At 73.9% G+C, this 13,740-nt stretch carries 16 protein-coding genes; 5 read left to right on the top strand and 11 right to left on the bottom strand.

All coding sequences use genetic code 11. The annotated features are described in order from the left end of the window. Positions 1-36 precede the first annotated feature (36 nt). Positions 37-672, top strand: coding sequence for a uracil phosphoribosyltransferase (upp, locus tag ABD330_RS14240; protein ID WP_344464720.1), 636 nt, complete (start codon positions 37-39; stop codon positions 670-672). 85 nt (positions 673-757) lie between these two features. On the opposite strand, the gene ABD330_RS14245 is transcribed toward upp, so the two are convergent. The 5 genes from ABD330_RS14245 to ABD330_RS14265 all read right to left on the bottom strand — a co-directional run bounded on the left by ABD330_RS14245 (position 758) and on the right by ABD330_RS14265 (position 4,880). Continuing rightward, a complete protein-coding gene (locus tag ABD330_RS14245; protein WP_344464722.1) occupies positions 758-1,471 on the bottom strand; it encodes a LytR C-terminal domain-containing protein in 714 nt (237 codons plus the stop codon). 295 nt (positions 1,472-1,766) lie between these two features. Continuing rightward, entirely contained in the window at positions 1,767-2,063 is a 297-nt protein-coding gene (locus ABD330_RS14250) for a type II toxin-antitoxin system VapB family antitoxin (RefSeq protein ID WP_344464724.1), read from the bottom strand. A 152-nt stretch (positions 2,064-2,215) separates the two neighbouring features. Then, the gene (locus ABD330_RS14255) at positions 2,216-2,734 is read right to left on the bottom strand and encodes a hypothetical protein (protein ID WP_344464726.1); all 519 of its coding nucleotides are present in this window, start codon (positions 2,732-2,734) and stop codon (positions 2,216-2,218) included. 133 nt (positions 2,735-2,867) lie between these two features. Continuing rightward, positions 2,868-4,034 (bottom strand): glycoside hydrolase family protein, encoded by a 1,167-nt coding sequence (locus ABD330_RS14260; protein ID WP_344464728.1) that lies wholly within the window; start codon positions 4,032-4,034, stop codon positions 2,868-2,870. 108 nt (positions 4,035-4,142) lie between these two features. Beyond that, a complete protein-coding gene (locus tag ABD330_RS14265) occupies positions 4,143-4,880 on the bottom strand; it encodes a rhomboid family intramembrane serine protease (protein WP_344464730.1) in 738 nt (245 codons plus the stop codon). A 182-nt stretch (positions 4,881-5,062) separates the two neighbouring features. On the opposite strand from ABD330_RS14265, the gene pyrB reads away from it, so the two are divergent. The 3 genes from pyrB (at position 5,063) to ABD330_RS14280 (ending at position 7,604) form a co-directional block, all read left to right on the top strand. Beyond that, a complete protein-coding gene (gene pyrB / locus ABD330_RS14270; RefSeq protein WP_344464732.1) occupies positions 5,063-6,109 on the top strand; it encodes an aspartate carbamoyltransferase in 1,047 nt (348 codons plus the stop codon). A gap of 25 nt (positions 6,110-6,134) precedes the next feature. After that, positions 6,135-6,911, top strand: coding sequence for an SDR family NAD(P)-dependent oxidoreductase (locus ABD330_RS14275; protein ID WP_344464734.1), 777 nt, complete (start codon positions 6,135-6,137; stop codon positions 6,909-6,911). Positions 6,912-7,022: 111 nt separating this feature from the next. Beyond that, the gene (locus ABD330_RS14280) at positions 7,023-7,604 is read left to right on the top strand and encodes a hypothetical protein (RefSeq protein WP_344464736.1); all 582 of its coding nucleotides are present in this window, start codon (positions 7,023-7,025) and stop codon (positions 7,602-7,604) included. On the opposite strand, the gene ABD330_RS14285 is transcribed toward ABD330_RS14280, so the two are convergent. From ABD330_RS14285 to ABD330_RS14310, 6 genes are all read right to left on the bottom strand, one after another. Next, positions 7,592-8,689: a hypothetical protein gene (locus ABD330_RS14285; protein WP_344464738.1), complete on the bottom strand. Its 1,098-nt coding sequence runs from the start codon at positions 8,687-8,689 to the stop codon at positions 7,592-7,594. The genes ABD330_RS14280 and ABD330_RS14285 overlap by 13 nt on opposite strands. Before the next feature lie 252 nt (positions 8,690-8,941). Further along, the gene (locus ABD330_RS14290; protein WP_344464740.1) at positions 8,942-9,703 is read right to left on the bottom strand and encodes a class I SAM-dependent methyltransferase; all 762 of its coding nucleotides are present in this window, start codon (positions 9,701-9,703) and stop codon (positions 8,942-8,944) included. Positions 9,704-9,868: 165 nt separating this feature from the next. Further along, positions 9,869-10,543, bottom strand: a complete 675-nt coding sequence (locus ABD330_RS14295) for a hypothetical protein (RefSeq protein WP_344464742.1) — start codon at positions 10,541-10,543, stop codon at positions 9,869-9,871. Then, positions 10,540-11,022 (bottom strand): SigE family RNA polymerase sigma factor, encoded by a 483-nt coding sequence (locus tag ABD330_RS14300; RefSeq protein WP_425555531.1) that lies wholly within the window; start codon positions 11,020-11,022, stop codon positions 10,540-10,542. Before ABD330_RS14300 ends, ABD330_RS14295 begins: the two co-directional genes overlap by 4 nt. A 157-nt stretch (positions 11,023-11,179) precedes the next feature. Further along, complete coding sequence (locus ABD330_RS14305) at positions 11,180-11,848, bottom strand: hypothetical protein (protein WP_344464747.1); 669 nt, start codon at positions 11,846-11,848, stop codon at positions 11,180-11,182. A gap of 120 nt (positions 11,849-11,968) precedes the next feature. Then, positions 11,969-12,898, bottom strand: a complete 930-nt coding sequence (locus tag ABD330_RS14310; RefSeq protein ID WP_344464750.1) for a class I SAM-dependent methyltransferase — start codon at positions 12,896-12,898, stop codon at positions 11,969-11,971. 78 nt (positions 12,899-12,976) lie between these two features. Between ABD330_RS14310 and ABD330_RS14315 the strand changes: the two genes are divergently transcribed. After that, positions 12,977-13,681, top strand: coding sequence for a helix-turn-helix domain-containing protein (locus ABD330_RS14315; protein ID WP_344464752.1), 705 nt, complete (start codon positions 12,977-12,979; stop codon positions 13,679-13,681). The last annotated feature ends 59 nt before the right edge of the window (positions 13,682-13,740 follow it).

The following is a 13,740-nucleotide window of genomic DNA, read 5'->3' on the forward strand; positions in this document are numbered from 1 at the left end:
TCGTACGCACGTGCCCGTGCCCGTTATGGTCGAAGTATGCGTCTCCATGTCGTCGACCACCCGCTGGTGGCCCACAAGCTCTCCACCCTGCGCGACGAGCGCACCGATTCGCCGACCTTCCGTCGGCTGACGGACGAGCTCGTCACCCTCCTCGCGTACGAGGCCACCCGGGACGTCCGGACCGACCAGGTGGAGATCACCACCCCGGTCGCCGTCACCACCGGTACCCGGCTCAGCTACCCCCGCCCGCTGGTGGTGCCGATCCTGCGCGCCGGGCTCGGCATGCTGGACGGCATGACCCGGCTGCTGCCGACCGCCGAGGTCGGGTTCCTCGGCATGGTGCGCAACGAGGAGACCCTGGAGGCCTCCACGTACGCCACCCGGATGCCGGACGACCTCTCCGGCCGTCAGGTCTACGTGCTGGACCCGATGCTGGCCACCGGCGGCACCCTGATCGCGGCGATCCGGATGCTCATCGAGCGCGGCGCCACCGACGTCACCGCCGTCGTCCTGCTGGCCGCCCCCGAGGGCGTCGAGGTGCTGGAGAAGGAGCTCGCCGGGCTGCCCGTCACCGTGGTCACCGCCGCCGTGGACGAGCGGCTCAACGAGAACGGCTACATCGTGCCGGGCCTCGGCGACGCCGGCGACCGGCTGTACGGCACGGCCGGCTGACCCACCCCGCCGGCCGCGACGGCTCGTAGGTACGGCGAAGGGCCCCCGGAGGATCCGGGGGCCCTTCGCCGTACCTACGAGCGGGTCAGCAGCTGCCGGGGGCGGCGCTCGGGGCCGGCTTGGTGGCCAGGGCGAGTGCGGCGGCGGCCTGGGTCGGGTCCAGCAGCGCGGTGTAGGCGTCGCCGACCACGAAGTCCACGGTGGCGTCCGCACGGGTGTCGGCCGAGGTGGCCGCCCCAGCGATCTGGGAGCCGAGCAGGGTGGCGGCGCCGAGCCCGGCCGGTCCGCTGACCACCTGCGCGCTGCCGGTGACCTTCTTGTCCAGGGCGGCCGGCGCGTTGCCGACCTTGCCGATGGTGAAGCCGCGCTTCTTGAGCTCGTCCGCCGTCCGGGCGGCCAGCCCGGCCTTGTCGGTGGCGTTGTAGACGTTCACCGTGACGGCCTGCGGCTGCGGGACGGCGGTGCTGGTGGCCCCGGGCGCCGGTCCGGCGGGCGACCCGGACGGCGCGACGGCGGGCGACCCGGAGGCGGCGGGGGCGCCGCTCCTGACGGGTGCGGCCAGCGGCTTGCCGGAGGTGCCGGCGGCCGGGGTGGAGCAGGCCTGCGCGCTGGTGTGCCGGCCCTTGCCGCCGAAGATGTCCACCAACTGCACGCCGCCGAGCGCGATCAGGGCCAGCGCCAGCAGTGAGCCGATCAGTGCCAGGATCTTCCGGCTCCTGCGCGGCGGGCGGCCGAGGCGGGGGTACGAGTTGCCGGTGATCCGGTACTGCTTCCCCTTCAACCCCTGGGGAGTCAACATGCTCACAGTCTGTCTCCCCCTCGTGCCTGGTCAGGCTCGGTGACGGGTGTGGCCAGCGACGGGTACGGGCCAGGGACGGGTACGGCCGGGAGGGCGGAACGCCACGAGCTTCGGCCGTACTCGGAAGACTAGTGCCAGTACGGCGGCGAATGTACTAAATGATCATCATCTGGAGTACGACGGCACTCGAAAGGATGTACCGGTACCCGTGGGGGTGGTGTCGGGCGGGTGAAAGACGGTCAGTGCGGGCGTGGTGCAGATGTGGTGCGGGTACGGTGCAGGGCCCGGAGCGGGGTCACTCCATCTCCAGGACGCGGGCGTGCAGCACCTGGCGCTGCTGGAGCGCGGCCCGTACGGCGCGGTGCAGGCCGTCCTCCAGATAGAGGTCGCCGTGCCACTTCACCACGTGGGCGAACAGGTCCCCGTAGAAGGTGGAGTCCTCGGCCAGCAGGGTTTCGAGGTCCAGTTGTCCCTTGGTGGTCACCAGCTGGTCCAGCCGCACCGGACGCGGTGCTACGTCCGCCCACTGGCGGGTGCTGGTCCGGCCGTGATCCGGATACGGCCGAGTGTTGCCGATGCGCTTGAAGATCACACGGAAAGCCTACCGTCACGGCGGGCGCAGGCCCAGCAAGCGCGCCCCGACCGGCCTTCGGCGATTTGTAGCGATTACATAGGAAATATCGCTTTGGCGGCTCCGCGACCCGTCCCGCCGGGCTCTCCCGGCGGGACGGGCGGCCCACCGGACTAGCGGGCCAGCGCGCGCAGCGCCATCCGCTGCGAGAAGGCGAGCACGGCGACCGTCACACCGCTCATGACCAGCGCGAACACCAGGTGGCCGAGCGTCGAGGTGATGCCGAGGCCCACGGCCTTGAGCGCGAGGTGGCTGCCGAGACGCAGGACGAGCAGACCGATGACGATCTTCCGGGTCTCCTTTCCCCGCCACAGCGCTTTGGCGAGCTTCAGCCGCCCGCGCATCATCGTCAGCGACACGGTGATGTTGACGGCGATGAGCAGGACCAGCACCGGCCAGGCGGCCGGAAAGGCCTTGAGCACGTCGAAGGCGCCGGCCAGCGCGCCCTCGAAGCAGAAGAACCAGAGCGGGATCCGGAGGTCGGCGGCCGCCGGCGGCGTCGCGACGGCCTGGTCGGCCCCGTCGGCCCGGCTGCCCGGGGCGGCCGGGGTGCCCGGGGTGCCCGGTTCGGCCTGGCGGGTCCGGTCGGCCGGCGCGGCCTGGACGGTGAGCTCTGTGCCGGTGCTGCTCATGGTCTGTTCCCCCGTGGTCGTGGTGATGACCATGATTGTGCGGGCCGCGGGGGCACCGGCGGCAGGAGCTCCGGTCACCTGTCCGGCATGACAATCGTCATGTCCGCGTGACGGCTCCCGCCGTGCGGCGGCCCTAGCCGTGCAGCGCCGTACCGATCCGGTCCAGCGAGGCGAGCCGCATCAGGCCGTAGTGGTAGAACTCGACCTCCGGGACCCCGAGTCCGCGCAGGGTCGCGATCTTCGCGGCGAGGTTGGCCGGGCCGTCGCAGTCCTGGGTCATCGGGCGCAGGATGACCGCCATCTCCTCCGGGCGGACCCCGTGCAGGGCGAACGCGGCGATCTTCTCGCGGACGGCCTCCGGGGTCTTCGCGTAGCCGAGGGTCTCGATCTGGTGGGCGGCCTTGCCGAGCGCGGGCAGGTCGATGCCCGACAGCCAGCCCTTGCCCGGGCCGCCGCCGTCCATGAAGGTCAGCCGCATGCCGAGCCCGGCCGCCGCCTCGGCCACCTCGGCCGTCAGCGAGGTCACGCTCAGCGCGGCGGCGTCGACGTACGCGGCCACCGCGCCGCCCGCCAGCCCGTCCAGCGCGGCGGGCTCGACGGCCCGGTCCTCGTCGGCCAGCCGGGCCCGCAGCTCGACCCGGACGGCCGTCCGGACCTCCTCGGCCGGGACGCCCGCCGACACCGCGTTGGCCCGGCAGTGGTCGCAGAAGCACAGCCCGAGCAGCGCCTCGGTGACGGGGCCGAGCTCCTCGAAGTAGCGCTCGTGGTGGTAGCCGTGGCGCAGCCCGTGGAAGTGCAGCGACTCGGCGCGGATCGCGTCCACCCCGTACCGGGCGAACTCGCCCACCAGCGTGGTCGCGTACTCGCGCACCTCGGGGTTGGCCGGGCAGAGCTCGGTCAGGTGGCGGTCGCCGAAGGCGTTGGCGGGAGCGCAGTCGGGGTGTTCGAAGCCGAGCCGGTCGTTGTGGCAGAACACCGTCCAGGCGTGCAGCTTCAGCCCGCGCCGCTGCGCCTGCCCGGCCGCCTCGGCGAACGGGTCGCGGTCGCCGATCGCGGTGGACGGCGTCGGGGCCAGCCGGCGGCCGGCCCAGCGGGCCCGGTCCGGGCGGAAGTACGCGGCGCCGGGCTCCAGGTAGCGGACCACCCGGTGCGGGTTGTGCGGGAAGACGTCGCGGGCCTCGTGGTAGACCGAGGCCAGCGTCACGCCGCCGACGCCCGCCCGGTCGGTGAGGTTGCCGAAGAAGGTGTCGGGGCCCTCGTCGATCAGGTCGGTCGCGAAGGCGAGGACTGAGGACTCCACGAGGCGGCTCCGGGGCAGGTGGTGCTGGGCGGGCGGTGGCCCCACGCTAGCCCGAGGCTTCGGGATTGGTCTAGACCCACTGGGCCGGCCCGCGCCCCCTCGCCGGCGTTACAGGCCGAGGTCGTCCAGGTCCTTCAGCAGCTGTGCCCGGGACGGGTCGGCGCTCGACACCGGCCCGTCCGGCTGCCCCGGGACGGCGGCGGAGGCGGCAGTGGCGGAGGCGGCGGCGGGCCGGGCGAGGGCGGCGCGCTCCGGGCCCCGGTCGCGGAAGATCCACGCGCCCGCGAGGCCGCCCGCCAGCCCGCCCAGGTGGGCGAGCCAGCTGACGCCCGGGGTGCCCGGCACGGCGGTGGTGAGGATGTAGGCGAAGGACGCGCCCATCACCAGGCCGATCAGGGTGTCGATCAGGTTCCGGTCGAACAGGCCGCGCAGCACCACGTAGCCGAAGTAGCCGTAGATCACGCCGCTCGCGCCGACCGTGACCACCTCGCCCCGTTCGAACAGCCAGACGGCCAGGCCGCTGGTCACCACCACCAGCAGGGTCAGCCCCAGGAAGCGGCTGACGCCCCGGTAGGCGGCCAGGAAGCCGAAGACGAAGAGCGGGCCGGAGTTGCCCTCCAGGTGGCGCCAGTTGGCGTGCAGGAAGGGGGCGGTGAGCACGTCGGGCAGCCGCCCGGGCTGGTGCGCCATGATGCCGAAGTCGAGCGACAGCCGGTAGCTGTCGGCCCAGTTGGCGAGCTGCACCGCCCAGACCACGCAGAGCAGCGCGAACATCACGAAGAACGCCTTGCGCGCCTCGGCGATCATCCGGGCCGGGTCGAGTGTGCTGGGGTGCTCTGTCGCCATGGGAACGACTCTACGGGCGCCCGGCGGCCGGGTCGATGGATGGCGCAGTCCTGCGCGCCACCGGGGGCGGCGAAATGCCTTTCCGGACAATTCCGACAATCCCCCGCCCACGTAGACTGTTCCGCGCCGAGTGCCACAGCCGAGCGCCTCAGCCGAGTACTAGCCAGGAAGTCAGAGCCGCCATGTCACTGACCGGAAAGCACATCCTCTCCAGCGATCTCTTCGACCGGGACGAGTTGGAGCGGCTCTTCCGACTGGCGGACCTCCTGGTACCGGTCGCCCGGGGCGAGCAGGTCACCCGGGTGCTGGAGGGCGCGGTGATGGCCAGCCTGTTCTTCGAGGCGAGCACCCGCACCCGGCTGAGCTGCGAATCGGCCTTCCTGCGGCTCGGCGGCGCGGTCAGCAGCACCACCGGCTCCGAGGTCACCTCGATGTCCAAGGGCGAGTCGCTGGCCGACACCGGCCGGGTGGTCGGCGGCTACTGCGACCTGGTGGTGATGCGGCACCCCGAGGTGGAGTCCATCCACGAGTTCGCCGCCGCCACCAACACGCCCGTGGTCAACGCGGGCAACGGCGCGGGCGAGCACCCGACCCAGGCACTGCTCGACATGTTCACCCTGCACCGCGAGTTCGCCCGGCTCGGCAAGACCATGGACGGCCGCCGGATCGCGCTGGTCGGCGACCTGCGCCACGGCCGCACCGTGCACTCGCTGATGAAGCTGCTCTCCCGCTACGACTCGATGACCATCGCCTGCGTCTCCCCGGCGGAACTCGGCATGCCCGCGCCGCTGCTGGAGCTGGCGGCCGCCCGGGGCCACCGGATCGAGGAGAGCGACCAGCCCGCGACCGCCCTGAAGGACGCCGACGTGGTCTACACGACCCGGCTCCAGACCGAGCGCTTCGCGGACAAGCCGATGCCGTACAGCGACGACTTCCGGATCGACAGCAGCCTGGTCAACCGGGTCTGCCGCGCCGACGCGGTGATCATGCACCCGCTCCCGCGCGACAGCCGCCCCGGCTCCAACGACCTGTCCGCCGACCTCAACGGCGACCCCCGGCTGGCGATCTTCCGGCAGACCGACGCGGGCATCCCGACCCGGATGGCGCTGTTCGCCTCCGTCCTCGGCGTCGCCGACGGGATCGCCGCCTCGCTGCGCCCCGCCACCTGGCACCGTCCGGCCTTCACCGGCCCCGACGACGCGCCCTTCTACCGCAACAGCACGCGCTGACACACCTGCCCTGGGGGGATCCGTGGTGGACGTGAAGACAGCCGACCGACTGGCCGTGGTGTCGGGCGGCGGTACGGGGATCGGCCGGGCGACCGCCCGGCAGCTGGCGGAGGCCGGCTGCCGGGTGGTCGTGCTCGGGCGGCGGGCCGAACCGCTGGAGCAGACCCGCAAGGAGGTCGACGCCGCGGTGGGCGGCCCCCGGGTGATCCCGCTGGCCGTCGACCTCACCGACCCGGAGCAGGTCGCCCGGGCGGCCGGCGCCATCGCGGCGCTCGGGCCCGTCGACGTCCTGGTCAACAACGCCGGAGCGCTCGTCGCCGCACCGGCCGACGACAGCCTGGCCGCGGTGGCCGAGGCGTGGCGGCGCGGGCTGGACGGCAACCTGCTGACGGCCGTCCTGCTCACCACCGCGCTGCTCGGGCAGCTGCGCCAGCCCGGCGGGCGGCTGGTGGTGGTCAGCTCGGCGGCGGGCCAGCGCGGCGGGGCCGGGGCGCACTCGGCCGGTCCGTACGCGGCGGCCAAGGCCGCGCTGCACGGGTGGGCCTTCGGCCTGGCCCGGCAGTTGGGCCCGGAGGGCATCACCGTCAACGTGCTCGCCCCCGGGTACGTGGCCGAGACCGAGATCTTCGGCGACGGGTGGAGCGAGGAGTTCCACGCCGCGAAGGTCGCCGACACCCTGGTCGGCCGCGCGGGTACCCCCGAGGACGTCGCCGGAGCCATCGGCTACCTCGCCTCCCCGGCGGCGGGCTACCTCACGGGCCAGGTGATCGGGGTCAACGGTGGTGCGGTGATGGGCAGCTGACGCCGGGACCCCCTCGCCCGGCCGGGCCGCAACACGCGTCCGTGCGGGGGCGGTGGTGTGCGGGGCGCCGCCGCCTGGTAGGCATGGGGGGTGCGTTTCGACTCGGTTCCGATGCCAACGTCCGTCCAGCTGCGGCCCCGTGACGTCCGGGGCTACCCGGTGCCGGCCATCACCCCGTGGGAGGGGGACGAGCCGCGGTTCGCGCTGACCGACTACGCCCGCAGCGCGGAGTGCGCGCGGATGCGGTTGTGCTCGGTCTGCAACACGCTGATGCCGCGCGGGCCGGTCTGGCGGGTGGTGGGCGCGGCGGAGAGCGCCGCGATCGGCGAGGCGCTGGCGGCCGGGCGGCCCTACCGCAACCTGGCCCCGACCCTGGAGGGGCCGGGGCACCGCGCCTGCATGCTGTACGCCTCGATGGTCTGCCCCTACCTGGCCCGCCCGAACGCGCGGCGCGGTACGACCGCCGTGCAGCCGGACGAGCTGACCGCGCACGTCGTCCGGGGAGCCGCGCGGGGCGGGCTGGGCGCGGTGGTGGGGTTCGGCGACTACGAGTTCGCGGTCACCGGCACCCAGGTGCTGTTCCGCTTCGTCGACCTGGTCGAGTTCCGGCCGCACGACACGGCCGAGACGCACCTCGACGAGCTGCGCGCCGAACTGGCCCGCCCCGAGCGGGAACGGAATCAGCCCCGGTAGGCGGGCAGGCCCGGGTAGTCGGAGACGACGGTCGGGGCGGCGGAGCCGTCCGACGGGAGCGTCGCGACACCGTGGGGCGTCCGGACGGCGAGGGTCTTGCCGTCCGGGGACCAGGTGGGCTCGGTGTAGTCGGTGGTGGCGTGCGGGGTGAGGTCCGTGGCCTTGTGGTCCCAGCTGCTCCGGAAGATGTGGTCGTGCCCGTCGACGGAGCGGACGAAGGCGACGGTCATGGCGTCGGGGGACAGCGCGGGCTGGGAGCCGGCGGTGACCATGCTGACCTGCTCGCGCAGGTAGTCGTCGCGGACGTAGACGTCGCCGTTGCTGTTCGCGTAGACCGCGTTGCCGTACTTGCCGCCGCCGTTCGGCCAGGTGTTGCCGGTCTGCGGCGGCGCGTCGGCGGGCATGCCGCCCTCGGCGTCCAGCGACAGCGTGGTGGGCGTGCCGTGGACGGCGGTGGCCGGCACGGTCTCCAGCCGGGAGACGCCGCCCTGGGCGGCGGCGAAGATGATGTTGTTCTTCAGGGGGAGCTGGTACTGCGCGTCGGCGGCCCGCACCTGCCAGGTCGGGTGCGACCAGCTCTGCCCGCCGGGGGCGACGGCGACCAGGACGCGCCCGCTGCCGTCGGGGTTGGCGGTGTCGAGGTTGCCCGCGCCGTCGATGAAGGCGGCCCTGCTGCCGTCCGGGGACCAGGCGAGGTCCCGGACGACGGTGTGGAAGTCGACCGAGGTGCCGTTCATCAGGACGCGGGTGGTGCCGTTGCTGATGGTCAGCCCGTTGTGCGCGGTCCCGTTCCGGGCCGGTGCGGTGCTCCGGACGGGGGCGGCGCCCGTGGGCGTGGCCGGTGCGCCCGGGGTGGCGGTGGTCCCGCTCGGTGCGGTGCCGGGGGCGGTGGCCGGGGTGCTCACGGCGCTGCTCGGGGCGGTGCCCGGGACGCCGGACTGCGTACCGCCGGGGGTGGTCGGGGCGGCGACGGTGGCAGCGGCGGCGGAGGTCGGTCCGCAGCCGGTCAGCAGGGCGGCGCCTGCGGTGACGGCGGCGGTCAGGGTGATGGCGGCGGCGGTGCGGCGGCGGGTACGAGCGGACATGAGTGGTTCCCCCCAGGAACGGCGACGGCGTGTGTGCTCTCGTTCGCGGAGCCGCGCCGTCGTTTTCCAGGGCCGGATCCGCCCCGTCGACCGGTTGCTGCTCAGTTGCGATGAGAGAAGCGTGGCAGTCGGCCGTCCGGGAACTGTCGGGCGCCAGTCACGGGCGTGCAACAGAGCGGGGAGCAGGCCCGCCCCACGGCCCGCCCCACTGCACTGCCCGGCGGCGCGCCGCCCCGCCGCCGGGCGGGCCGCTCACGCGGGCTTGCGGGCCTCGATGAGGAAGCGGGTCGAGTGGGCGACGAACGGGCCCTCGGCCCGGATCCGCTCGTGCAGCTCCCGGAGCCGGTCGCGGTACCGGTCGACGGTGAAGCCGGGGACCATCCAGATCACCTTGCGGAGGAAGTAGACCACCGCGCCGACGTCGTAGAACTCGGTGCGCAGCGACTCGAACCGCAGGTCGAGGACGTCCAGCCCGGCCGCTTCGGCCTTGCGTCGGGTGTCGTCGGGGTGCCGCGCGCGGCGGGTCTCCTCGGTCTGCGGGCCGAGGAAGTACTCCACCAGCTCGAAGACGCTGGAGTGGCCGACCTGCTGGGAGAAGTAGGTACCGCCGGGCTGCAGGACGCGGGCGATCTCGTCCCACCAGACGGTCACCGGGTGACGGCTGGTCACCAGGTCGAAGGCCTCGTCGGCGAACGGCAGCGGTGGCTCGTCGCGGTCCGCGACCACCACGACCCCGCGCGGGCCCAGCAGCCGGGTCGCCTTCGCGACGTTCGGCGGCCAGGACTCGGTGGCCACCGTCAGCTTCGGCAGCTTCGGCGCCCCGGCCAGCACCTCGCCCCCGCCGGTCTGGATGTCCAGCGCGGCGGACGCCCGGCCCAGCCGCTCACCCATGGCCCGCTGGTACCCCCAGGACGGGCGCCGCTCGACGGCCCGGCCGGCCAGCCAGGAGAAGTCCCAGCCGTCCACCGGGACGGAGTCGGCCTCGGCCACCAGATCCTCGAATGTGCGCGACATGTCCGGATCGTTTCAGGTCGGCCGATGAGTTGCCGGCAATTATCCGGTTCATGACGATGTGTCGGGGTCGGGACGGTTCCGGGGAGCCCGTCCGGTGCCGCCGGGGTCGTTGCCGGAGTTGTTGTCGGGGCCGCCGCCGGGACGCGGCCCGGGTTGCCGCCGGGGTCAGAGTGCCTGGTGGCCGACGGCGTGGTGCTGGGCGTCGTACTCGTCGAGGCTGCTCATGTGGAGGGCGGCCGGGACGGGGACGACGTAGGCGGTGAAGGCGGTGCCGGGGAGGGTGACCGTCTTGGCGGTGGTGGTGCGGCCGTCGGTGAAGGTCATGGTGGCGGAGGCGACGGCGGCCTTGGGCTGGGCGATGAAAAGGGTGCCGCCGTCGGGGAGGGTCTGATCCCCGTACAGGCCGGCCGGGCCGGTGGCGGTGGGTCCGGCGACGCCGGCGCAGTTCCCGTAGGGGTCGGTGGGCGTGCCGGCCACGACGGTCTTCAGGCAGACCAGCCCGCGGTGGGCCGGGCCCGTCGGGTAGTCGGCGGGCTCCGTCGGGTAGTACGTCAGCGTCACCGACCAGGAGCGGCCGTCCAGTACGCCCTGGCCCACCGTCCGCGAGACCCCGGCTCCGGCCGACTGCTGCCCCGCCGGGGCGGCACCGTGGTCGACCAGGGGTTTCACGGCCCAGCCCAGGGCGAGGACGGCGCCCACCGCGCAGGCCGCCGTCGCCATCAGCGCCCGCCGGCCCGCTCGCCGGGCCCGTCCGGCGTGCAGGATCTCCAGGACGGGCGCGGGGGACGGAGTGATCCGCCCGGCCGACCGGGCGAGTGCGGCTTCCAGCTGATCCGTCATCGGGTGGCTCCCAGGAGGTCGGCGGCATGGTCGGTGAGGGTCGGATCGGCCCGGAGCTTGCCGAGCGCACGGGACGCCTGGCTCTTCACCGTGCCCACGCTGCAACCGAGTTCGAAGGCGACCTCCTCGACGCTGAGGTCCTCCCAGTACCGCAGGACGACCACCGCCCGCTGGCGCTCGGGCAGCCCGGCGAGGGCCGCGACCAAAGGGTCGCGGTCCTCGCCGGGGGCGGCGGCGGCCGGTGCCGGGGTGTCCGGGAGGAAGGGCATCAGCAGGTGGCCGACCCTGCGCCGCCGGACCCGGCTGCGGTTGTTGTTCACCAGCGCACGCCGCAGGTAGCTCGCGGCCGTCTCGGCCCGGATCCGTCGCCACTGCGGATACACCTTCGCGAGCGTGGTCTGCACCAGGTCCTCGGCCTCGTGGAAGTCACCGGTGAGCAGGTAGGCCGTCTGGACCAGCGCCCCCCACCGGGCCACCACGTACTCGCTGAACCGGGCGTCGTCGCCGCCCCGGGACGTGCCGCCCGGACCGCCGTCGGCACGTCCGGTGCCGGCGCGGCCCGTGCGGGCGCGGTGCAGGTCACCGCGGTCTGTGCCACTACGCACGAAGGAGCATCCTTGCGATCGGGTGGTGCGGTCAGAGTGCCTGGTGGCCGACGACGTGGTGCTGGGCGTCGTACTCGTCGAGGCTGCTCATGTGGAGGGCGGCCGGGACGGGGACGACGTAGGCGGTGAAGGCGGTGCCGGGGAGGGTGACCGTCTTGGCGGTGGTGGTGCGGCCGTCGGTGAAGGTCATGGTGGCGGAGGCGACGGCGGCCTTGGGCTGGGCGACGAAGATGCTGGCGCCGTCGGGGAGGGTGTGCTCCCCGTACATGCCGGACAGGCTGCTGTCGGTGGGGCCGCTGACGGTGGCGCAGTCGCCGTACGGGTCGGCGGCCTGGCCGCCGACGACGGTGTTCAGGCAGACCAGGCCGCGGTGGGCCGGGCCCGTCGGGTAGTTCGCGGGCTCCGTCGGGTAGTACGTCAGCGTCACCGACCAGGAGCGGCCGTCCAGCACGCCCTTGCCGACGGTCCGCGACACCGGGCCCGACGGCTTGGCGGCGGCGGGCGCGGCTGCGGCGGCCTGCGGGGCCACGGCGACGACTGCGGCTGCGGCGGCGGGCGCGGTGCCCGGCCTGGCGGCCGGTGCTCCGGTGGTACCGGCGGTCGACGCGATGGCGGAGGTGCTCAGGGCGAGGCCGGCCAGGGCGGCCACCGCCGCGATCACCGTGATCCGCTTGGCCCGGGGCAGGGAAGGCAGGGACATGACTCTCCTCGGTCGTGAAGGGATGAACGGGGGAGCGGCGCCTCTCCACCCATAAGTACTCCCGCTGTACCTGGCAGGTTGCACGAGTCCGAGAAGGTTTTCCGGGAGCCTTCCCCACGGCTACCTGGGCAGGCGCACGCCGGTGAAGACCGTGGTGGCCCAGAGCAGGAAGACGTCGGGCCGCAGCAGCAGGCCCTCGGGTGCGGCGGGGTCGAGCAGCACGTCGAGGGTCCTGAGGTCCGCCGCGTCCAGGAGCTCGCTCGCGGCCTCCCGCAGCCGGGTCAGGTAGGCGTGCAGGAAGGCGCGGGCCGGATCGCCCAGCGGCGCCGGCAGGTCGAGCAGGAAGGTGAAGCCGCCCGTGCCGGAGAGCCCGGCGCGGCCGAGCATCGCGGGCCAGTCCTCGACCACGGGGGTGCTGCCGGGCAGCTCGGCCCGCATCAGGTCGAACCAGTGCTCGTGGACGGCGTCCAACCGCGCCTGCAGGCCCGGCCGGCCGATCCCGATGTCGCGCGGGAGGAAGCGCATCGGCAGGCCGCCCTCCGCCACGGCGAGCAGCCCGCCGGGCCGCAGCAGGCCGGCCAGCGCGTTCAACGCGCCCTGCTGGTCGCCGAGATGGTGCACGGTCTTGCTGCTCCAGACCAGGTCCGCCGGGCCGACGCCGCCTCCCTCCGGTGCGCCGTCGCCGTCCAGGCCGCCGGGCAGCTCCGCGTGCCGCGCGCTCACCCTGCTGCCGAGGCCGAGCCGCTCGGCGCGGGCCAGGGTGCGGTCCAGCAGTCCGGGCGTGCCGTCCACGGCGACCACCTCGGCGCCCGCGAACTCCTCGGCGAGTACGCAGGTCATCACGCCCGGCCCGCTGCCGATGTCGAGGACGCGCCGGACCTCCCGGTCCGGGCCGAGCAGCTCCCGCAGGCGGGCCGCGGTGAGGCGCAGCACCGGGAGCTGGAGCTCGCCGTTGCTCTCCAGGTGGGCGGCCATGACCTCCCAGTCGATGTCGGTGGCTGCCTGGTGATGGTGGTGGTGTCCGTGCCCGGATCCGCTGTGTGCGTTCATGACGGGGAGCGTGCACCCGCCCGGAGGGAACCGGCAACTCTTGTTGCCGGTTCCGGGACGGCGGAGTGAAATGCCCGCATGGACACCCACCGGGACACCCGCACGGACACCCCCACGGACACTCCCGCCGACGCTCGCGGAGACGGCCGCCCGCACGGCCGCCCGCACCGTCACCTGGACAGCCACCCGGACGGCCCCGTCGACCCGCCGCCGTCCCACCAGGCGGTCCTCGACGAGGTCGGCCCCCGGCTCAGGCGGCTGCGCGCCGCGCGCGGCCTCACCCTGGCGGCGCTCGCCGAGACGACCGGGATCTCCAAGAGCACCCTCTCCCGGCTGGAGTCCGGACAGCGCCGCCCCAGCCTGGAACTGCTGCTGCCGCTCGCCAGTGCGTACCGCGTCCCCCTGGACGACCTGGTCGGCGCCCCCGAGGTGGGAGATCCCCGGGTACGGCTGACGCCCCGCCCGCTGGCGAACGGCGGCGCGTTCGTCCCGTTGTCCCGGGGCCCCGGCCCGCTCCAGGCCTACAAGATGATCATTCCCGACCGGGGTGCCGAGCCCGACCCCCGCACGCACGAGGGCTACGAGTGGCTGTACGTCCTCGACGGGCGGCTGCGGCTGGTGCTGGCCGAGCACGACGTGGTCCTCGGGCCCGGCGAGGTCGCCGAGTTCGACACCCGGCTGCCCCACTGGTTCAGCAGTGCGGACGGACGGCCCGTCGAGGTGCTCAGCCTCTTCGGGAGGCAGGGTGAGCGCATGCACGTCCGGGCGAAGTCCCGGGTGTGACGGGGCCGGTGTCGCGGCCGAGGGGTGGCACCGCCCGAAGTCGCCGCCGATTCCGCCGA

It is taken from the genome of Kitasatospora kazusensis (genome assembly GCF_039529945.1).
Classification (GTDB): Bacteria; Actinomycetota; Actinomycetes; order Streptomycetales; family Streptomycetaceae; genus Kitasatospora; species Kitasatospora kazusensis.